At 34.0% G+C, this 22,195-nt stretch carries 16 protein-coding genes; 6 read left to right on the top strand and 10 right to left on the bottom strand.

The annotated features are described in order from the left end of the window. Positions 1-21: 21 nt before the first annotated feature. The 3 genes from ACEN2H_RS04800 to ACEN2H_RS04790 are packed head-to-tail and all read right to left on the bottom strand — an operon-like array spanning position 22 to position 3,135. The gene (locus tag ACEN2H_RS04800) at positions 22-1,314 is read right to left on the bottom strand and encodes a hypothetical protein (protein ID WP_441730922.1); all 1,293 of its coding nucleotides are present in this window, start codon (positions 1,312-1,314) and stop codon (positions 22-24) included. Positions 1,315-1,332: 18 nt separating this feature from the next. Then, positions 1,333-2,127, bottom strand: coding sequence for a hypothetical protein (locus ACEN2H_RS04795; protein WP_441730920.1), 795 nt, complete (start codon positions 2,125-2,127; stop codon positions 1,333-1,335). A gap of 33 nt (positions 2,128-2,160) precedes the next feature. Beyond that, on the bottom strand, positions 2,161-3,135 hold the full coding sequence (locus ACEN2H_RS04790; protein ID WP_441730919.1) for a T9SS type A sorting domain-containing protein: 975 nt from the start codon (positions 3,133-3,135) through the stop codon (positions 2,161-2,163). Between the two features lie 1,112 nt (positions 3,136-4,247). On the opposite strand from ACEN2H_RS04790, the gene ACEN2H_RS04785 reads away from it, so the two are divergent. The 3 genes from ACEN2H_RS04785 (at position 4,248) to ACEN2H_RS04775 (ending at position 13,295) form a co-directional block, all read left to right on the top strand. Then, the gene (locus tag ACEN2H_RS04785) at positions 4,248-7,820 is read left to right on the top strand and encodes a PAS domain S-box protein (protein WP_441730918.1); all 3,573 of its coding nucleotides are present in this window, start codon (positions 4,248-4,250) and stop codon (positions 7,818-7,820) included. Between the two features lie 305 nt (positions 7,821-8,125). Next, entirely contained in the window at positions 8,126-11,488 is a 3,363-nt protein-coding gene (locus ACEN2H_RS04780) for a chemotaxis protein CheB (RefSeq protein ID WP_441730916.1), read from the top strand. Between the two features lie 55 nt (positions 11,489-11,543). Continuing rightward, complete coding sequence (locus ACEN2H_RS04775) at positions 11,544-13,295, top strand: response regulator (protein WP_441730914.1); 1,752 nt, start codon at positions 11,544-11,546, stop codon at positions 13,293-13,295. A gap of 802 nt (positions 13,296-14,097) precedes the next feature. Here ACEN2H_RS04775 and trxA read toward each other — a convergent pair. The 5 genes from trxA to ACEN2H_RS04750 form a co-directional block, all read right to left on the bottom strand. After that, positions 14,098-14,403, bottom strand: a complete 306-nt coding sequence (gene trxA, locus ACEN2H_RS04770) for a thioredoxin (RefSeq protein WP_441730912.1) — start codon at positions 14,401-14,403, stop codon at positions 14,098-14,100. Then, positions 14,393-14,602 (bottom strand): hypothetical protein, encoded by a 210-nt coding sequence (locus ACEN2H_RS04765; RefSeq protein ID WP_441730910.1) that lies wholly within the window; start codon positions 14,600-14,602, stop codon positions 14,393-14,395. The genes trxA and ACEN2H_RS04765 overlap by 11 nt, the downstream gene beginning before the upstream one ends. A 1-nt stretch (position 14,603) precedes the next feature. Beyond that, the gene (locus ACEN2H_RS04760) at positions 14,604-15,437 is read right to left on the bottom strand and encodes a methyltransferase domain-containing protein (RefSeq protein ID WP_441730908.1); all 834 of its coding nucleotides are present in this window, start codon (positions 15,435-15,437) and stop codon (positions 14,604-14,606) included. A 53-nt stretch (positions 15,438-15,490) separates the two neighbouring features. Beyond that, positions 15,491-15,697, bottom strand: a complete 207-nt coding sequence (locus ACEN2H_RS04755) for a YgaP family membrane protein (protein ID WP_441730906.1) — start codon at positions 15,695-15,697, stop codon at positions 15,491-15,493. An 89-nt stretch (positions 15,698-15,786) separates the two neighbouring features. Further along, positions 15,787-17,199 carry an MBL fold metallo-hydrolase gene (locus ACEN2H_RS04750; RefSeq protein WP_441730904.1) on the bottom strand — a complete coding sequence of 471 codons (1,413 nt, stop codon included), beginning with the start codon at positions 17,197-17,199 and terminating at the stop codon, positions 15,787-15,789. Between the two features lie 515 nt (positions 17,200-17,714). On the opposite strand from ACEN2H_RS04750, the gene ACEN2H_RS04745 reads away from it, so the two are divergent. Further along, positions 17,715-17,906 carry a hypothetical protein gene (locus tag ACEN2H_RS04745; RefSeq protein WP_441730903.1) on the top strand — a complete coding sequence of 64 codons (192 nt, stop codon included), beginning with the start codon at positions 17,715-17,717 and terminating at the stop codon, positions 17,904-17,906. Positions 17,907-18,104: 198 nt separating this feature from the next. Here the strand turns inward: ACEN2H_RS04745 and ACEN2H_RS04740 are convergent, their stop codons facing one another. Next, a complete protein-coding gene (locus ACEN2H_RS04740; protein ID WP_441730902.1) occupies positions 18,105-18,737 on the bottom strand; it encodes a Crp/Fnr family transcriptional regulator in 633 nt (210 codons plus the stop codon). 329 nt (positions 18,738-19,066) lie between these two features. Between ACEN2H_RS04740 and ACEN2H_RS04735 the strand changes: the two genes are divergently transcribed. Both ACEN2H_RS04735 and ACEN2H_RS04730 read left to right on the top strand, forming a co-directional pair. Further along, entirely contained in the window at positions 19,067-19,378 is a 312-nt protein-coding gene (locus ACEN2H_RS04735) for a rhodanese-like domain-containing protein (protein WP_441730901.1), read from the top strand. A 60-nt stretch (positions 19,379-19,438) separates the two neighbouring features. Then, the gene (locus ACEN2H_RS04730; protein ID WP_441730899.1) at positions 19,439-21,019 is read left to right on the top strand and encodes an NADP-dependent glyceraldehyde-3-phosphate dehydrogenase; all 1,581 of its coding nucleotides are present in this window, start codon (positions 19,439-19,441) and stop codon (positions 21,017-21,019) included. Positions 21,020-21,154: 135 nt separating this feature from the next. Here ACEN2H_RS04730 and ACEN2H_RS04725 read toward each other — a convergent pair whose 3' ends face one another. Next, the gene (locus ACEN2H_RS04725) at positions 21,155-22,066 is read right to left on the bottom strand and encodes a DUF6268 family outer membrane beta-barrel protein (RefSeq protein WP_441730897.1); all 912 of its coding nucleotides are present in this window, start codon (positions 22,064-22,066) and stop codon (positions 21,155-21,157) included. Positions 22,067-22,195: the final 129 nt, after the last annotated feature.

Here is a 22,195-nt window from a genome sequence, read left to right as displayed (position 1 = left end):
ATATTTTAGAATTCCGGAAAATTAGTCAATAATATACCAAGCACTGCCGTTAGATTGTACTCGCATTGTTTTTGGGTAGTCCAAAGAAGAAATCGAAGTAGTTTCCGTAAGTTTTAATGCAGGGCTTATGGTTAATGGATTAACTGATTCATCCGTTTTACGAATAACATAAACTTTCCCACTGGTATCTGAAGCTGCAGGTAATGTTAATTGAAAAGTCTTAGAATTGTTGTTGCATAGAATAGTATAATCAGAACGTTTGGCGGTATAGTTATCCGTTATCGTACTGATTGCATTAAAGGTAGAGTATACGTCTACATAGGTCTTTACCGCTTTTACAGAAGGGTATTTAAGGTCTGAATCTTTGTCTGTATAAACATCTGTCGACTTATTGGATTTATCTTCTTTTGATAGAATGTTAGACGTGTTGTCGACAATTGCTTGTGTTTGCTCAGTAGTTATTCCAGTTTTACCAGTGTTGGCGGCAACTGCAGAGTTCGCAGCTACTAAATTGTCCGTGTATCCTATTTTTAATGTATTTGCTGCAATTTCACTAGCCTGACCATCAGAGATTCCAGTTTTAGCAGTATTGGCAGCAACTGCAGAGTTCGCAGCTACTAAATTGTCTGTGTATCCTACCTTTAATGTATTAGTTGCAATTTCACTAGCCTGACCGTCAGAGATTCCAGTTTTAGCAGTATTAGCAACAACTGCAGAGTTCGCAGCTACCAAGTCATCTGTATATCCTATTTTTAAGGTATTTGCTGCAATTTCACTAGCCTGACTATCAGAGATTCCAGTTTTAGCAGTATTGGCAGCAACTGCAGCGTTCGCAGCTACTAAATTGTCTGTATATCCTACTTTTAATGTATTTGTTGCTATTGCGCCGGCTTGCTCAGTAGTAATTCCAGTTTTAGCAGTATTTAAAGCAATCGCATCTGCATTTGTACTTTCTGCACCTTGCGCTCTTGCAGTTTCAGCAGTTAAATCTGCTGCATCGGCTTTTAAATTCAACGCTTCAGTATCTGCAAAGGCAATCCATTTAGTACCAGTCCAAATTTGCAAACCTGGGGTCGTACTTCCTGTTACGTAAACAATCAAACCTTTATCTACTGTGGATAGCCCTGCAGGCGGAGTATCCATTCGAGGAGGTAAAAATCCTTTACTCGTACTTTCTAGTTCTAAAACCGCATTTGGGTTTATTGTAAATGAATTTTGCCCAATTTTTTGTACAACTTGGGCGGAAGCGTCTGTAATTGCGAATCCAAATAGTAAGCCTGTTACTATCATTCTTGAAGTAGTTTTGTAATTCATTTCGTTGTGTTATTAAGATTAATTGATAACATTCCAGACTTTTCCGTCGGACTGTATCTTAAAAGTTTTAGCGTAATTAAGAGTTGAAACAGTGCTTTTCTTGGTCAACTGTATCTCTGGATTTATTTTTAATTCATTTGAGGTTTCATCTATTTTAGCGATAACATATATTTTACCTGCACAGCTGCTAACTTCTGGTAGATTTATGCTAAAGGACGCGGCTTCGGCATCACATAGAATAGTATAATCAGTCCGAAGAACATTATAATTTTTAGATGTTGATATAATTGCATTTGTGAGTTGCTTGCCTTCTAATTTTTGAATGGCTGACAAAATGCTATCATCAGCAGATATTTCTCCCACTCCTTTTATATAGCCCGTTAGTTTTTTTGAAATAACGGCATCATTATTTATCGTAAGAATTCCTAAGTCAGTAATAGTAGCTTCACCAGTTAATTTTATTTCATGAGCCAAACCATCACTATTACCAATTAAAAAATTTCCAGTAGCCAAGTTGCTTAATGTGCTTTCAGATGTTTCATTGTTTCCTAGTGTAACCCAATTAGGATTCGATTTTGTTCCAATATTATTTTCGATAGCATTTAGTGAGGTATTATAAATAATTAGTCCGTTTGCAGGATTTTGTATTAAATCACGTTGTACCGTATTCATTCTAGGTATTAGAAATCCTTTAGTGGTAGATGTAATATCTAAAATTGAAGAAGCATCCGGTGTTTTTGTCCCAATACCCGTTTGGGCAAAGACAAAACTAGATTGCAGTATTATTAATAATATGAAATAATATATTTTCAAATGAGTTTTAATTTATCCGGTATCTACCAAAAATTAATTTTTATTTATTATTTTTCTTGTTATGAGTGAAGCACCATTGTCCAATTCAATCCTTGCGATATACATACCATCTGCGTGACTGAAAGGGATATCGTATTTTAGATCTGCATTTAGTCGTTGTGATACTATTTTTTTTCCTGTCATATCGTAGACAATCAAAGCCGTTATTGGTAGAGAAGCTTTAATAGATAATCTGTTATTGTTGAGATATGCCATCAGTTCTACTTTTTCAAATTGAGCAACTGAGAGTTGCTTTGTAGTTGTTGTTCCTAATGAAAAAGCCGAGTAAGCAGATATGTCTATTTCTTTATTCGAACTGATAGAGCCGTAACCTAAATTACTTATTTCCCCTAGTATCGAATACTCATCCACCATTGAAGGTATTATAACCCAGGCAGACCCATTATAACCTACAATAGTTAAATTAATTAGTGAAGAAGATGTTAAATCTGAAATATCGCTTGAAGAACTCCAGCTAAGCGAAATGTCTACTTTTGCTCCTTCGCTCTTAATATCCCAATACTCAACAGTGGATATTGCAGAGATAGATTCGTCAAAAACAGTTCCCAAAGTGTTTGCTGGCGATCTAAAATAGGCTGCGTCTACACCTACAGAATTTGACGAAGTCACTTGAATTGGGGCATAAACACCGGATTGACCCACGGGCAATACGAAAGCTGCGGTACTGTGGGTTTGAACATATCCATCTACAAAATATGTTTCACTAGCTCCAGCCCAATAGGAACCATCAGACATGGATAACACGCCATAATGGAAATTAGTTCTGCTAGTTGTTATTGTTCCTGAACCAAAATCAAAAGTTTCTCCGTTAATATGGAGGGCACTATTGTCGCCAATATGTAAATCACCATTATTTTTTATCTGCGAATGCACCATATTTCCTGTGAATATGGAACTTAAAAATAAAAAGTAAGGAAGAGATGATTTTATTTTTTGACTTATTGTCATATAAATTTTTTGGTTTTTAAGTTTGGTACCGGTTTTGACTTAGTAAAATTATACACATACTGTTTAATAAAATTATATTTACGATAAGTCCTGTTTAACCTTCGGTGGATGTCATATAAGTGTAGGTGAATGGTTTTATCACTAAAATAAAGGATGTGGCTATTTTTAGGACGACAGTTTGGTGTGTATTGATGTAAACACTTGTTAAAAAAAAAATATTTTTTCGCCATGCAAAAGTATATTTGAGCTGACTTTTACTAGCTCTAATTTTAGTGGTCTAAAAAAAACAAATACGACATTGCTTTAATTTTGACAAGAACACAGAAATAATTATTGTTTTTAATTACAGTAAAAGCCGTTTTTTAGTCTCAAAATTTCACGTAAGAAGGAATTAAATATTTCTAAAATGCTGAATTTATTGTTGACCATCGCTGAGTGGCAATTGGCTCTCTAATTGTGTTCGATCTCGATTTTTTAAGTTGTAAATCATCAGCTTCCAAATGTAAAATCCGTGCTCCATATCGAGGCTAACTTTTGGGTCGAAAAGCTATCTTAAAAGCCGCCAAAATGATTATTGTTGCTACTAGAAATGTCTTTTTCATTTATTTTTTTTTAATAAATGCTAACAGAGTAGAGTTAGAGAGGATACTTAATCAACACATCGCATTTTTTAAGTTAGACTTTCAGTTTTTGTACTTAAATATTTAATTTCTTAATTTAATTTTTGGAAAAAATGTTTCTAGAACAATATGATTGTTAGTTAATTATTTATTGTGAATTAAAATTGTGAAAATGCCTACAAAATAACTAGTCTCTAACAAACCAGGAAATAGGACTTTTAACTTAAAGATCATTTTTTAATAAAAAGAATTTGTACAACGGTAGTATTGAACTTTTTTTGTAATAAACTTCTTTAATTAAATGTTTATCAGTCGATTTAGAGAGAATTAAATTGTAATTTGCGCAAAGGATTTTTGTAGTGCTTTTTTATTGATTAATGCCAAGTTTCTGAGATCATTTTTTTTAATTGACATTTCTTACACGTATGTTGTTTCTTAAAAAATTTGTGTATTACTGTTTGAAATTGCATAAAATGTTTATTGTTAATTTTTATGAGTAAGAATTTTTCCAAATTAACCTACGAAGAGCTTCTTGAGTCCTTGAAATACCAAGAGCTGCAAATTGATCGTTTACTTAAAAGCGAATCATCCCGAACTAATTTAAATTTCTACTTTAAAGAATCTTTAGATTTTGTATGCATACTCGGTGCCGATGGTTGCTATAAAGAAGTAAATCCTGCTTTTATAAAAATTCTAGGCTATACAAAAGAGGAGTTACTTAGTAAATCCTCAATGTGTTTTGTACATCCTGATGATGTGGAGTCATCCATAAAAGAGATGGAAAGATTATCACCTGAAACTATATCCTTTATTTATGAAAACAGACTTATAAAAAAAAATGGAGAAATTGTTTTTATCCAGTGGGCAACAAGTATTGATAATACAGAAGAAACTACTTACTCAATAGGGAGAGACATTACTAAAGAGAAAATTGAAAATAATAGAACGAAAGAAAGCGAAAAGAATTTTAGAGCATTAGTAGAAAATAATGACGGAATAATAACAGTTATTGATGAGAATTTAAAAGTTTTATTTCGAAGTCCTTCATCTGCTAGAGTAACTGGATATACTGATAAGGAGTTTGACGATATTCCTGACAAGGAATATTTTCATCCAGATTATTTAGAATATATTTATAATATTATACAGAATTCTATAAGTAACCCCGGAAAATTATTTCCAGCCTTGTTTCGCGTAAAGCATAAGAACGGGCATTATATATGGTTAGAAGGAATAATCAATAATAGATTTTATGACAGTAGTGTAAATGGAATTATTTCAAACTTTAGAGATGTCACTGATAGAATGGAATCCATTTCTATTCTAAAAAAAGAGCGAGACGTTTTTGCGAAAATTGCCGCTACATCTCCAGGTTTAATTTATTCGATGCGTCAAAATTTTGACGGTTCGCTATGCTATCCCTACGCGAGCGATGCTATAAAAGAGATCTACGGATTTAGTTTTGATGAGGTCGCGAGTAATGCAAATATTATTTTCGATTTAATCCATCCAGATGATATTGCTGGAGTAACAGCAAATATTATAAATACAAAAACGAAATTGGTTCCCCTCAAAGGAGAATATCGTTATTTGCACCCTACAAAAGGGCTTGTTTGGCATGATGTTAATTCGCTACCGGTAGTTGAGCCAGAGGGCACGGTAATTTGTCATGGTACAGTAACCGATATAACTGAGCGTAAAATTACAGAAGAATTAATCATTAAAGAAAAACTGCTTTCTGAAAAGATAATAAATAATCTTCCAGGGATATTTTATCTCTATAATGAATCTGGAAAATTTGTAAAATGGAATAGGAATTGCGAGCTGGTCACAGGTTATGGAAGCCACGAAATTGAAACAATGAAACCTTTTGATTTCTTTGAAGTAACAGAAAAAGAAAGAATTGAAAAAAGGGTAAAAACTATATTAGAGCGCAATTCAACTAATATTGAATATAAACTTCCAGGTATTGAGGTTGAGTTTTATACAAAAAACAAAAATAAAGTCCCCTATTTTATTGAATCACTCGCCATAGAGTATCAAGGGGAAAAATGTGTGTTCGGGATAGGGCTCGATCTTACTGAGAAGAAGAAAGCGGAAGAGGAGCTTAAGGTCATTTACGAAAAAATGGAAGCTGTCTTTGATGCAATTCCGGATTTATTATTTGAAGTTGGAATTGATGGTTATATCTATAATTTTCATTCCCATCTTAAAGACTTACCTGAAATGTATTCGAACCGCATTATAGGGAAAACTTTTTTTGATATCCTACCTTCTGAGGCAGCAGATATTGCGATAGCGGCGATACGCGAATCATATGAACAAGGATTTTCAAACGGAAGACAATATAGTATAGAATCGCCAACAGGTAAGTCTTGGTTTGAACTCTCCATAGCACCAATGCAAGGAGGCAAAAATCAAGACGTACATTTTATCTGCCTGTCAAGGGAAATCACCGCTGCTAAAAAAGGAGATGAAGCTTTACTACAAAGTGAAGGAAGATATCGTGGTTTACTAGATAACTTGGATGCAGGCGTAATAGTACACGACCCAAATACCGCAATAATAATGAGTAATCAGAAAGCTTATGAATTATTAGGTTTAAACCCAGATCATGTAATCGGTATGCAGGCACTTGATTCTGAATGGGGATTTCTAAATAAGGATGGCTCCATAATGGATGCTGAGCTTTTTCCAGTAAACCAAATCGCTAGAACAAAACAATCAATTAAAAACGTTTTAGTTGGAGTAAATCGCCCACTAAGTTCTGATGTGGCTTGGATTCTGGTAAGTGGTTATCCATTTTTTGATAATAAGGGAGATTTAGCGGAAATTGTGATTAGTTTCATTGATATTACAGACCGAAAATTGTTAGAAATTGAGGTTTTGAAATCTAAAGAACTGGCCGAAAACGCTAACAAAGCTAAAACTGATTTTCTGGCTAATATGAGTCATGAAATTAGAACGCCATTAAATGCAATTATAGGGTATACCCACCTGTTGATGAAATCGCAGTTAGAACCAACCCAATCGGAATATATGTCTACCATTAATGAATCAGCCACTTCATTATTAGATATAGTAAATGATGTTTTGGATTTTTCAAAGGTTGAATCAGGCAAAATGGAGTTAAGTAACGAAAACTTAGATTTGTTTAAACTGTCGGATCAGGTAATTGATTTGTTTAAATATCAAGCCATGAAAAAAGACATAGCTTTAGTGCTGCACATGGATCCCAAAGTTCCTCAATTTATCCTTGCAGATTCAGTCAGATTAAAACAAATCTTGGTAAACCTGCTAAGCAATGCTTTTAAGTTTACAAATACAGGTGTGATAAGATTGGACATTGATGTAATGCCAAACAATAGTATAGACTTTTCAAGAATAAAATTCTCTGTAAAGGATACTGGAATTGGAATAAAAGGAAGCAACAACCTCAAAATATTTCAATCTTTTGTGCAAGAAGACAATTCAATCAGCCGAAAATTTGGAGGAACAGGATTAGGACTATCCATTTCAAATCAACTGTTGGCATTAATGAACAGTAGATTAAACTTGAGAAGCAAATATGGAGAAGGAAGTGATTTTTTCTTCGAAATTGATTTTAAAAGGTCAAACGATAGTGAAATTTTAAACATCAAGACAGACAGCCTAAATACCAATGGCTCCAGTAACTTTTTACCAATTAAGGGTCATAAAAAAGTGTTGATAGTTGAGGACAATAGAATAAATATGCTTCTAGCCAAAACATTGGTTCAAACACTTATTTCTGATTGTGTTATTTATGAAGCTAAGGACGGTAACGATGCGGTTGACGTATATAAAAGAGAGATGCCAGATGTTATTTTAATGGACATCCAGATGCCTAATAAAAACGGATATGAAGCGACCAGAGAAATCAGGAAATTAAAAGATTCGGCTGAAGTTCCCATAATAGCAATTACAGCGGGTATTATGGCAGATGATAAGCAGAAATGTTTAGAAGCGGGTTTGAATGACTATTTATCTAAACCTATTATTGAATCCGAGTTAAAAAGAGTGCTAGTTAAATGGCTGGTTAAGTAGTAGTTTTTTGCCGCCTCATCTCTTAGTTTTAAATAGCACGGTTATTCCTATAATTTCTTTTATTGTAATTTACAGGTACTTTAGCTAGAGTCCCTTATTCAGCTAAGATCTGTGATTATTTATTTGATTTTAAAATAAAAGCAGAAAGTATTTTTAGGAAAAAAATGGCTAATATTGTAGTTGATTTGCGATGATAATTTAAATAAAGCTTATATTTATATCTTGCAAAATAAAAACACAAAATTTAAGTGTTTAGTAATCAGTTCTGTTTAAGCGAAAGTCGACTTATGAAGCAAAATAGCGGTATGAAATTAATTGCAAAAGATAGTGTAAGCAATAATGAGGATAAGCTTTCTGAAAAGTATTCAAAAAGTGATATTCCTTATAATGAAGATGAAAAATTCCCTATTGTAGGTATAGGAGCTTCTGCAGGTGGCCTAGAATCATTTGAGTTATTTTTTGAAAACACGCCCGTAGACACTGGAATGGCTTTTGTATTAGTCCAGCATCTCGATCCTACCCATGAGGGTAGATTGCCAGAGTTGATTCAACGAAAGACAGGCATGACAGTTTTACAGGTCGAGGATCGATTAGAAGTGAAACCCAATCACGTATACATTATACCTCCAAATAAGAGTCTGTCAATATTACATGGCAGGTTCCATATATTTGAACCAGAAGAGAAAAGAGGTTTACGATTGCCAATAGATATCTTTTTCAGAGCTCTGGCAGAGGATAGAAAAGATAGCAGCATAGGGGTAATCCTATCAGGCATGGGATCTGATGGCTGCCTTGGTGTAAAGGCCATTAAACAACAAAACGGGCTAGTGATGGTCCAAGATCCCTCCACGGCTAAGTTTCCTAGTATGCCTTCTAACGCGATCCGCTCAGTTAATGCAGATATCGTCGCTCCAGTTGAGGAGTTACCTGCTAAACTTATTCATTTTTTAAAATATTTTTCACTGAGGAAAGACGAAACCGAAGTAAAAAGCAAAAGCAGCATAGATAAAATAATAAGCTTGTTGTTAGATCAGTCAGGACATGATTTTTCGATGTACAAGAAAAGTACTTTAAGAAGGAGAATAGAAAGGCGTATCGCGATTCATGAAATTCAAAATTTAGATGGATACGTTCTGTTTTTGCAGAAAAACCCCAGAGAAGTGGAGCTTCTTTTTAATGAATTGTTGATTGGTGTTACGAGCTTTTTTCGTGATTTAGAAGTGTGGAATAAGCTTAAAGAAGAAATCTTGCCCCAGTATATTAAAACGCTACCTGATAATTATGTTATAAGAGCTTGGGTTACCGCTTGCTCAACAGGTGAAGAAGCATACTCATTAGCGATTCTTTTTAATGAGGTTATAAACGAGATGAATAATACGAGAGGACTTTCATTGAAGATATTCGCATCTGACATTGATGTCATGGCTATCGAGAAAGCACGTAAGGGCCTATTCCCAAGTAATATAGTAGCAGATGTATCGCCAGAGCGAATCGATAAGAATTTTAGGGACGAAGCCGAAGGTTTTCGTGTAAACACTAACATTCGAGAAATGTTAGTATTTGCTCCTCATGATTTAATCAAGGACCCTCCTTTTACTAAAATCGATATACTCACTTGTCGTAATATGCTTATCTATATGGAACCGCCGTTACAAAAAAAACTGATGACTTTATTTAATTACAGTCTGAACCCTGGGGGTATTATGATACTTGGTACTGCAGAATCACTTGGGCAAAATAATACTGATTTTGAAGTAATAGATTCCAGATTGAAAATTTTCAAAAAAACGAAAAGCACCAAAGTGAATGGTTTTATAGATTTTCCGAGCTCCTTTACTAGAGGGGAAAAAAAGCCTGTTTTGACTAAGCCTACATATAATATGACGGAAAATATACAAACATTAGCAGACCAAGTTTTGCTTCAACGATACGCGCCTGCAAGTGTTATGGTTAACGAAAAGGGGGATATTTTATATATTACAGGAAGAACAGGAAAATATTTAGAACCCGTTGCCGGAAAGGCAAATTGGAATATACATGCTATGGCTAGAGAAGGCCTCCGTAATGTACTTCCTGCTGCTTTCAGAAAAGCTAAAAAGACCTTTGAACCCATTGTCCTACCAAGGATAAAGATACTTAACGATAGTAGTTTTGTTATTGTTGATCTTACGCTTCAATGTATTGATAGTCCTGCTGAGATAAAAGGCATGATTATGATCGTTTTTAAGGAATTGCCAAGTGCAAAAGAGCAGCATACTACAAGTTTAACATCAAATGTCCAAATTGGAAACGATGATTTTAAGGCATTGGAAGCAGAACTGAAGCAAAGTAATGTTGACCTGCAAATTACTCGAGAAGAAATGCAAACTTCTCAGGAAGAACTCAAGTCCTCTAACGAAGAATTGCAATCTACCAACGAAGAATTACAATCTACAAACGAAGAGCTCACTACGTCTAAAGAAGAGATGCAGAGCCTAAACGAAGAACTACAAACGATAAATGCAGAACTGCAAAGCAAGTTAATTGATTTTGAAACGGCAAACAATGACATGAAAAATCTACTTAACAGTACCGATATAGCTACTCTTTTTCTGGATATGAACTTAAGCATCCGAAGGTTTACGGAGCCTGTTTCCAAAATATTTAAGGTAAGAGCATCAGATACTGGAAGACCTTTTACTGACTTAGTAACTGAATTAGAATATCCAGAAATGGAGATTCATGCGAGAGAAGTGATTAAGAATCTAACCCCGTTAGAAACCAAGGTTACTACTAAGGATGGTAAGTGGTTTTATGTTAAAATATTGCCATATCGTACTTTAGATGACAAAATAGATGGATTAGTAATTACGTTTATTGACATTACTCTGGCGAGAAAAGCGGAAGAGGCGCTTAATTATGAAAATCGGTACTTACGACTGTTTGAATCAGCGAAGGATGGAATTCTTATTCTTAATGCTGAAACAGGTAAAATTATTGACGTAAATCCATTTTTGATTAAAAAGTTAGGTTACTCAGAGGAGGAATTGAAGGAAAAAACAATTTGGGAAATCGGAATGTTTAAAGATATAGAGGCTAGTAAAGACATGTTTCTAGAATTGCAAAAGAAAAATTTTATCCGTTATGAAAATTTGCCGCTTGAAACCGCAATCGGGGAAATACTAAATGTTGAGTTCGTAAGTAATGTATTTACCGTAAACAACAATAAGAGAATTCAGTGCATAATAAGAGAGGTAGTTGATAAGAGAAATACATTAATGGCAGCTCCTGATGCCCATTACCGTCAGCTTTTTGAGTCAAAAGAAGAAGGTGTATTGTTCATTGATGCTGATGCGGGTAAAATAATAGAAATTAACCAGTATTTGATTGATCTCCTTGGCTATTCAAAGGAGTATTTTTTTGATAAACGAATTTGGGACATGGAATTTTTTAAAGACATTGTGCCCAATAAAAAGAAATTTTTAGCATTACAACAAAGAGAGTTCATTCACTATGACGATGTTCCCATCAAAACAGCTAATGGTAAGAAAATTTTTATTGAATTCACCAGCAACATTTATTTTAGAGATTATAATATGATCATACAATGTTTTATTCATGAGACGGTAAAACCTAAAACGGTTAAGGAAGGTCTTGTGCAATCAAGCAATCAAATAATCAAACGATAGTTAGTTTTTTTAGACTTTAAAATGATTAGTTTGTATTTTTTAATATTCAGAAATTATGCAAAATTCAATTGACAATTCAGAAGGAGATAATTCTCTTCGTGCGAGGGCAGAAAGCAAACTTAAAGCGAAAGCTTCAGAGAGAAAACCAGACATAAGTGGAGCTGAAGCAATCAAGCTTATTCATGAGCTCGAAGTATATCAGATTGAACTAGAAATGCAAAACGAGGAGCTTTTGTCAGCCATTGAACAAGCAAAAACAGCTACTAAAAAGTACGATGATTTATATGATTTGTATGATTTTTTGCCTTCCGGCTATTTTAATCTATCTAAAGAAGGAAATGTGAATGCAGTAAACTTATCTGGTGCAAATTTGTTGGCGAAAGAACGCTCCAAGCTAATTAATAGTAGGCTAGGGTTTTTTATTTCGGATGAGACAAAACCGGTTTTCAATCGTTTTTTAGAGAACATATTTAAAGATAATGTTAAGCAAAAATGTGAAGTTGTCCTGGAGTCTGATGATGCTGGGCCTCGCTATGTAATACTAACTGGTATCATTGCTGAAAAAGACAAGAAATGCAATATAATAATGGTCGATATTACGGAAAGGAAAGCGCGTGAAATTGAATTAATAAATGCTAAAGAGGAAGCAATGGCCGCTAATAAAGCCAAAACTGAATTTTTGGCTAATATGAGTCATGAAATTAGAACACCATTAAATGGAATAATTGGGTTTACAAATTTATTGATGGAAAGCGATCTCGACGAAAATCAAATGAAATATATGTCGATAGTTAATGAGTCAGGTAATTCCTTAATTCATATTGTAAATGAAGTATTAGACTTTTCTAAAATTGAAGCTGGTAAATTTGAATTGGAAATGGGTAAAACCGATCTGTATGAATTATTGAATCAGGTTATTGCTTTATTCCAACATCAGGCACTGGACAAAAAGATAGAATTGTTATTAAACTTGGATAAAGGTATAACCCAATTTTTCCGAGCGGATGCTCTCAAACTAAAAAAAGTATTAGTTAATTTGTTAAGTAATGCAGTCAAATTTACGCATACAGGTACAATTACTTTAGATGTACATGAAACTCATTCTTCAAATAAATATTATTCAATAATTAATTTTTCGGTTAAAGATACAGGTGTAGGAATTGTAGATATTAATAATAAAAAAATATTTAAATCATTCATACAAGCTGATAATTCAGTGAGTAGGGAGTATGGCGGTACCGGTCTGGGGTTAACCATTTCTAATCAACTCCTAGGTTTAATGGGGAGTAAATTGAATCTCGAAAGTAAATTTGGAGAAGGAAGTAACTTTTTCTTTACTGTAAAACTTAAAAAAGAAAAGGAAGTAGATTTGAGTCCAAATCTGGCCAACGATAATGAGCACTTGAAAGAACACTTGTCTTTGGAAGATTCACGGTTTAATAAAATATTATTAGTAGAGGATAATAAAATAAATATGCTTTTGGCAAAAACATTAGTTAAAAAAATTATGCCTAACTACACGATTATTGAAGCTACAGACGGTAATGAGGCGATTGAGAAATACGTTTTAGAGAAGCCAGATATGATATTAATGGATATTCAAATGCCACATAAAAATGGCTACGATACGACACGAGAAATCAGAAAAATTGAAGGATCTGAAAAAGTTCCTATAATTGCTATGACTGCAGGGATATTAATGGGGGAAAAGAAAAAATGCTTTGAAGCTGGAATGGATGATTATATTCCTAAGCCAATTGTATTTTCAGAGTTGGATAATACACTAAATAAGTGGATTAAGAGATAAATTTATAATCTAAAATTTCTAGTCTTTATCCCTGGTGATTCATCCTAAATTTTGACTTTGGTTTTCTAATCAATATAAAAATGCCATATCGGTCAAGCTGTCTTTAAACTTTTCTAGCTCGTTTTTGTCTAGCACCAAACGGCTAATACATTCAGAAAAAAGGCATAGAATAGAATAATAAAAAAGGGAGTCAAAATATCTGAAAATTTTGATTCTTTAAGTTTAGCATTCTAATAACTTTTACAAAATTACGTATCGGATTGAATAGTGTAAGTGCCTGCGTCCACTAAGGCGTGCTTCCTTTTGTGGTGAATAATACGCTCACTAAAATGAGGCTAACGTTGAAAAGTCAAGCTATAAGCATTGCCTGTTGTTGGGTTTCTGTGTAGTTAGAAATAAACAAATCAATCCCATGAATAGCAGCTATATAAACAAATTTATTAATCTAATATTGCCTAGAATAGGAACTTGAAATATTAATCTGGAAATAATTAAGCCAACTGTCAAAATAAGCAAGTCCAAAACCCAAAACGGTAATAGTTTCCCAATTATGAGTTGGTATGTTTTAATGAGTCGGGATGTTTTATTGGAGTAACTTTGCTTTGTACCAATTTCTTTTTCACGGGTGACAAATATTGAGGTCATTATGGCCGAAACTAACAACAAACTAACGGTCATTAGATTACCCTAGAAAGTGAAATTTAGTGCTTTAAAATTCTAGAATCACAACCCTATAATATGATAATAGAATTAGTCTGCAATAACTCTAATACCAATCACAAAGATGATTAAGTCGTTTTTGTTATTGATTACTCTTTTCTAAAACTACTTTTATGATGTCGGCTTTTTGTACTACTCCCGATTGTCTCCACAATTGTTTTCCTTTTTGGAATAATATCATAGTGGGTACACCGCGAACTTGATACTGGGAGGCGACTTGCTGGTTTTTGTCTACATCAATTTTTATGATCGAAATGCGATCTTCTAAATTATCTTTTACTTCTTTCAAAATAGGGCCTAGCGTTTTGCAGGGTCCGCACCAAGTCGCGAAAAAATCAACCAATACTGGTTTTTCTGAATTTATGATTTTATCAAAGCTACTGTTCATTTTTACTTTTTTTAAAGGTTGGTACTTGACATCCATTTAGGCCACAACCCGTGTTGAAAACGGATTGAAATAAGAAAAATGCAGCCACGAAACCCAGTAGGAATTCATGAAATTGTATGGCTTGTTGTATAAAAAACAGACCTATTATTAGACGAATCCAGCGCATGGCATGCCAATTTGTAAAAAGCATTTTTTTCATTTTAATATGATTTAGTGATGCTATATTTTTCATCATATGAGATAGCTTTTTGTAGTTCTTCTATCAGAATTTCTTTTTTGCTTACAATTAATACTTCGGTAAAATTAGTGCTCATACTTGTGTTTAATACATCGTTTAATCCTTCAAAATTAGTCGTAGCTGTTGTCAAAGAGGACTCGCATGCCATCCCTTCAAATTGATAGAGATTGACTTTTACGCTACTATTTTTTTTGAATTCAAAAAACAATTCAGAATTAGCTCTTGGAGCTATCGAATTTTGCGCCACGTCAATTTTCAGGAAGTCAAAGGCACTGTTAAAAAGCTTTTCGTATTCTTCTTGGCGTCCGCCAAAAGGAGGGCCTAGTTCAAAAGATCTATTGAATAATAGTCCCCCTAGTATTCCATCTTTGACTAAAAGCTGGTGCATTTTCCAAACATATTTTTGGCGCATAGTTGGAGGCAAGGCGCAGAAAAAAGTTTGTTCAATAATCAAATCATACTGAGCTTGATGTTCAAAAAAGTCACCATGAATAATTTTAATATTTGAATTTCCTACAAACTTTTGTTTGATGTTCTCAACCAAGGTAGGTGCTATGTCTATTACGGTAATATTAGTAAAACCTTGCTGTAATAAATACTCTGCTTCGTAAGTATTCCCGCAACCGGGAATCAATATGCTGCAATTCTTATTTTGTAATGTGTCGATATATTCTTTAATTGCTGGTGATACCTGGCCTAAATCCCATCCTGTAGATTTGGCTTTGTATTGTCCGTCCCAGTAGTTTTGGTCTAAAGGTTTGTTACAAGATACCACGCAACATTGATCGTTATTCATACTTGATTTTTTTTGAATATTCAAAATTATAGTACTCTTTGCTTTTTAGTTTGCTATTGTTTTGATTTCCTTGTGTTAATGCCAAAAGGGGTATATAAAGGACAAAAACTAACAAAACTTGTAATTATAAATATTATTGCAAATGCCCCCAAAACTAATGCTACTGTGCCACTAATTAAATTGGTAAAATACAAAATGGCTATAAAAGCCGCTATTAGACTTCTGATTATTTTGTCGATTAAACCCATATTTTTTTTCATAACATAAAAATTTAATTGAATAATATGTTTTACACTTCAATATTAAATGTACGATATAAATATCTTTTTTTCAACATGATAAAAGCTAATTAAAGTGTTTTGCTTTGGCAGACAAAATCGGTAGTTGGTACTGAAGTTTTCGCGATTGCATTATAACCGCCTTCAATTTCTGAAAAATTTCTAAAACCACGTGCCTGTAATATAGAAGCTGCAATCATACTGCGGTATCCGCCTGCACAATGAATAAAAAAAGGCTCCTTAGGGTCAATATCTTTTATCCATTCATTTATGTTGGCTAAAGGCTTGCTATAGGCTTCGTCCACATGTTCCGCAGCATATTCGCTTTCTTTACGAATATCGATTACTTTGCTTTCGCCGATCTGTACTTTTTTGGCAAATTCCTCTGAAGTTATTCTATTTATAGCATCAGTTTCTTTTCCTGCTTTTTCCCAAGCTTCAAAACCACCTTCTAAATGACCAATTAGATTATCAAATCCTACACGACTTAATCGCGTAACAGATTCTTCTTCCTGACCTGCTTCGGTAACAAGAATTATGGGTTGCTTTACATCGGCAATCAGCGCACCTACCCATGGGGCAAAATCACCGTTAATACCAATGTTTATAGATTGAGGAATAAATCCTTTAGCAAAGTCCCCATTGTTTCTGGTATCTAAGATTAAAGCTCCTGTATCCTCTGCAACAGTTTCAAAATCTTTTGCATTTATGGCTCTCATTCCATTGTTTAAAACGGTTTCGAAACTTTCATATCCCTGTTTATTCATTGCTACATTCATTCCAAAATAAGCGGGTGGAGGTAACAGGCCTTCAGTCACTTCTTTGATAAATTCCGCTTCCGTCATATTAGCTCTCAAAGCATAGTTCGTGGCTTTTTGGTTTCCGATGGTTGAAACGGTTTCTTTACTCATGTTTTTGCCACATGCACTACCAGCACCATGAGCTGGATAGACGATTACGTCATCTGGCAAAGTCATTATTTTATCTCGTAATGAGTGGTATAATATCCCTGCTAATTGTTCTTGCGTCATGTGAGCTGCTTTTTGAGCTAGATCAGGTCGACCTACATCACCTATGAACAAAGTATCTCCAGAGAAAATAGCGTGCTCTTGTCCATTTTCATCTATCATTAGGTAAGTGGTACTTTCCATCGTATGTCCTGGCGTATGCAAGGCTCTGATAGTAACATTACCAATAGTAAAGTCCTGACCGTTAGTTGCAATAATTGCTTCAAACTCGGGGTTTGCATTTGGTCCATAAATAATCGGTGCTCCAGTTTCTTTACTCAAATCAACGTGGCCTGAAACAAAGTCAGCATGAAAATGGGTTTCAAAAATATATTTTAACTTTACATTATCACGTTCTAAGCGTTCTAGGTATGGCTGCGTTTCGCGTAGTGGATCAATTATGGCAGCTTCTCCATTAGAAGTTATATAGTAAGCACCTTGTGCTAAACATCCGGTATATATTTGTTCTATTTTCATGATATTTTTTTTAGTTCTTATACAAAGATACTTCTTGTATTTTAATTTAACGGTGACTAATGTTACACTACATAGTTTATTTAAAGAGAATGTCTTTGGTAATAATATAGATTCCTATTATCTATGCAAACCTAACAAAAGTGGGTTTTAGCTTCGCTTCATCTATTCTTTTTGAAAACTTTATTCCTATAATTAGTCCTAGCATTGCTGTAATAGTTAGTAGAAATGTAAGATCTAATTTGACAGCAGCAGGTGAATTGCCACTAAATCCTATAATTGAGTTAGTAAAGAGAATAAACAATAAGGCAGCAGCTGGTTGTTTCATTGATAAGTTGGCAAAAAAGGTACGGTTGGAATGATTAAAAATCCTCCGCCGGCGTTCAAAAAACCTATTACAGGAAGTATTGGATAGTTAATATGTTTTCCTCATGGATTTGGTTTGATTTTTTTATCAAGTATCCGGAAGCCACAATTATAAAAAAAAAACAAACACTACGATCATCAAAAAATTCTTAGTGATAGCAAAACCATCTATTGAAAATAATGTTTCGGGAACTATCGGAAGGATAATTTTCCATACTAAAAGTGGAGATACAACTGAAGGGAAGGCAAAAACTAAAGCACCTTTGATTTTTAGATTTCCCAATCAGTATTGGCTAATAGAACCTATCATAGCAGTAATTCCAACTATAAAAGGGAATAAGTAGTTGCTCGTTCTGCAAATACTTTAAAAAGGCACTATCTAATAGGAACCGTAATAACAGAGTTTTTAAAACCTATTGAACCTAAAGAAATACTCATACTAACTTACGAAAAATAACCAAAAAACGCTATCGATAAAATTTCGTCCAAAGCTTGTATATGTTTCGTTTACGAACAGTAAAATTTATTACATTAGAGTATTGTCAAATCAAAATTTCAATGTGATTCCTATGTAATTTTACCATTCCACGTTGTTCCATCTTTTTTAGTAAACGAGAAATCACTTCTCTAGAAGTATTCAACTCCGTTGCAATTTCCTGATGCGACAATTTTAAATCTTCACAGCCGCAAGCCTTAGCGTGACGTTTTAGGTAAAACTCCAGCCGCTCGTCCATTGCCCTGAAGGCAATATTGTCAATAACTTCTAAAACCTCTTCAAATCTAGTACGGTAGGTAAAAATGACAAACTCATACCAGCTGCGGTGTTCCATCATCCATTTTTCCATTAGAGTAAGCGGAATCATTATTAAATCCACATCTTCCACTACTTTCGCTGTAATCATGCTAGTTTGGCTCTTTGTTGCACAGATCATAGATACAGCGCAGGCCTGACCAGGTTTCAAATAATACATTAAAAATTCACCGCCATTATCTCCCTCACGGTAAATCTTTATTTGGCCCTGCAAGATCAAAAGTGTGTTATTAATATATTGACCGCTACGCATAATGATGTCACCAGCTTTAAATGATTTTCTAGTGCCGTTGCTTTCAAGTTCAATTAGAAGTGCATCAGAAAACGAAGGGAATATTTTTTTTAAATCGTCAGAATCCTGCATTATAGTGTGTTTTAAAAAGTGCTTTTTATGCCAATTAGTTAGGCTTTTTTTTTAGTATGCTAATTTAGTTATGGTAAGAGTAAGCTAAAATAGGAAAAATTTTGAATGGATAATAGATAAAAAATAAAATCGTCACAGAACCAGATAAAAGATGTTTCACTTTATTCCTATAGTTTTAATAGGGTATGCTTTAGGGATTTAATAGCTACTTATGTAGTTTGTTGATTTTTAAAAGGTCACGAAATCGTTTTCTTTTAAATATTCCATAATTCATTAAAAATCGGTTTATTGCTTTGGGAAAAATCGTATTTTTATAAAAAAATAATAATATGAATTTAATACAAGAGGATTGGGCTACTCAGCTTGAAGAAGATCAAGACGCTGTGATATTAGACGTAAGAACAGAAGACGAGTACAATGAAGGAATTATAGACAGTGCGATAAATATTGACATCCATAAGGCGCAAGATTTTGTCGAAGCTATTGAAGCATTAGACAAAGATAAAAACTATTATGTCTATTGTCGTTCTGGAGCCAGAAGTGAAAAAGCATGTGAGATTATGAATAAGTTGGGCATAGAAAATGTCTTTAATCTGACAGGAGGAATCATGGGATGGGATGGAGAGGTCGTTTCGCCATAATAGAACAAGGTATAATCTCGATATATATTTTAACACCAAAAAATAAAACAACCCCAAAAGATGAATTCAATACCAGAAGAATTTCAGATCAAAGAGCTATTAAATCAAGACACTTATTTAGTAAATGGTGAGTTAAAAAAGTGGGAAGGGCAAACTTCCCCAGTTTTCTCCACTATTTCATCAACAGAAAAATATGCACCTACCATATTGGGTTCTATTCCTTTTATGGGAGAAACAGAAGCTATGGAGGCCGTTGAAGCTGCATCGGCGGCATACAACAAAGGACAAGGATTATGGCCAACTATGAAAGTGGTGGATCGCATCAAATGCATGGAAAATTTCGTAAATCAAATGAAAGCGACTCGTCAAGAGGTTGTTAAACTTTTGATGTGGGAAATTGGCAAGTCGCTTGGAGATTCTGAAAAAGAATTTGATAGAACTGTAGATTATATATACGATACAATTGAAAGTTATAAAGAATTGAATGCTCGCAGTGCTCATTTTTCAAAAGTGCAAGGTGTCCATGCCATGATTCGTCGAGGTCCACTAGGCGTTGTATTGTGTCTGGGACCTTACAATTATCCATTAAATGAAACTTTTTCATTGTTGATTCCGGCGCTTATAATGGGGAATCCAGTAATTTTTAAACCTGCTAAACACGGAGTTCTGCTAATTTCACCTTTGTTAGAGGCGTTTAGAAGTAGTTTTCCTGCAGGAGCTATTAATATTGTATATGGTAGAGGGCGCGAAGTAGCGTCGCCTATTATGAAATCTGGAAAAGTTGATATTTTAGCTTTGATTGGAAATAGTACATCGGCGATTGCTTTACAAGATCAGCATCCGAACAAGAACAGATTGCGTTTGGTATTAGGTTTAGAAGCAAAAAACCCTGCGATTATACTTGCTGATGCCGATTTAGATTTGGCTATCCAAGAATGTATAGCTGGATCCTTATCCTTTAATGGACAGCGTTGTACCGCTCTGAAAGTTCTGTATGTGCATGAATCAATCTCTGAAGAATTCAACAAGCGTTTTGCTGCCAAAGTGGATGCATTAATTTTTGGGAACCCATGGGATAAATCAGTATTTCTGACTCCATTGCCCGAAAAAGAAAAACCAGCCTATGTTCAAGAATTGATTGATGATGCTGTAAGTAAGGGAGCTAAAGTGATTAATGCAAAAGGTGGTGAACAGACTGATAATTATATTTTTCCAGCTGTTTTGTTTCCAATAAACAAAGAAATGCGTTTGTATCATGAAGAGCAATTTGGTCCAGTGGTGCCTATTCTTTCTTTTAAAGATATTCAAGAACCACTGAATGATATGGCCGATTCAAATTACGGTCAACAGGTAAGTTTATTTGGAAAAGACATTAAAACGATTGCTCCGCTTATTGATACCTTAGTAAATCTTGTTTGCAGAGTAAACTTGAATAGTTCTTGCCAGAGAGGACCTGATGTTTTTCCTTTCACTGGAAGAAAAGATTCGGCAGTGGGAACCTTAAGTATTCACGACGCCTTGCGCTCGTTCTCAATCAGAACATTTGTAGCTTCTAAGGACAATGAATATAATAACGAAATTTTACAAGCTCTATTAAATAGCAAAGAATCAAATTTTATTAATACAGATTATATTTTGTAGGTAGTAAGTAATCATAATCAAAGCCGTCTCGTATTTCGAGACGGCTTTTTTATGGGATCATATTGGCTACAAAGCAATTTTACAAATATTAAAAAACCAAGCTATTTTAGATAAATGAAAATATAGGTTCGAAAGTTAGTTTTTGGCCGTACTCAGATCAAAGCGATAGATGGCTTCCATCTTAAAAAAAAGACTGTTTGAAGTCTCTTCGAATAATTTTGTGCGGTTATCTCCAAACTTTAACGCTACAATTTGTAGATCAAGTTTCTGATCTATTGGAAATACATTAAACTGATTTAGATAGTACCCCATTTTTAGACGTAAAAGTATTTTGTTACTTAGTATACTTCGTTGTACATAAGAAGACAAGTCTATTGACCTGTTTTCGGCGTAGGTGGAACGAGTGCCATCAGTTGTGAGCTTATAACTATTCCCATGGCCTTGAAAATCAAAACCTATTTTTGTCTTTGCAGTTAAACTATAATTTAAATCACCATTATCAGGTAAAAACAAAGTTGTTTCAAAACGTGAATCGGGGCTGTTGTAATAGAGACCAAAAATTGGTGTCATAGCTGTACCGAAAGCTTCAGGGCTACTATAAAGACCAAAACTATAGCTGAAATTTTTATTTCTTTTGTACTTTAATAAAGCTATTCCACCTAAATAAATATCTTCACTGCTAAGGTTTCTATAATCTGAAGCCACTTTAGGAAGCAAAAGATATACACTGCTCCAATGTTCAGAATGCTTTATACTAAGACCAGCTCTAAACGTTGTTGAATATAAATGATTATTATTGGAATCAGGAAATAATTGTAAACTGTAACTGCTAAAATTAACACCAGTTATAGCGATGTACTTTTCATTTAAAACAACCGGCAGAATAAGGTTCGTTTGAAAAGTAGATATTGAAGTGTTTACCAATGAATTTTCAAAAGTGGTTTTTTGAGATTTGCTATAATTTACAGAAAACAGATCTATATATTCTTGAGCATTACAGAAAAAAGGCATTAATAAAAACAACAATTGTACTATCTTTTTTTTCATTCTAGATATTATTTAATTCCCACTAAAAGCTAATGGCAATCGCCATGTTAATCAGCGAATATAGGCATATTGTTGTTTATAAAATTGGAAAGGATAAAATTGAAGAAGACCGTGAGAGAATTATATTTA

Source organism: Flavobacterium sp. W22_SRS_FP1 (genome assembly GCF_052113685.1).
In the GTDB taxonomy this organism is placed as follows: domain Bacteria; phylum Bacteroidota; class Bacteroidia; order Flavobacteriales; family Flavobacteriaceae; genus Flavobacterium.
The sequence above is the reverse complement of the archived record's forward strand: the minus strand, read 5'-3'. Positions and strand labels throughout refer to the sequence as shown.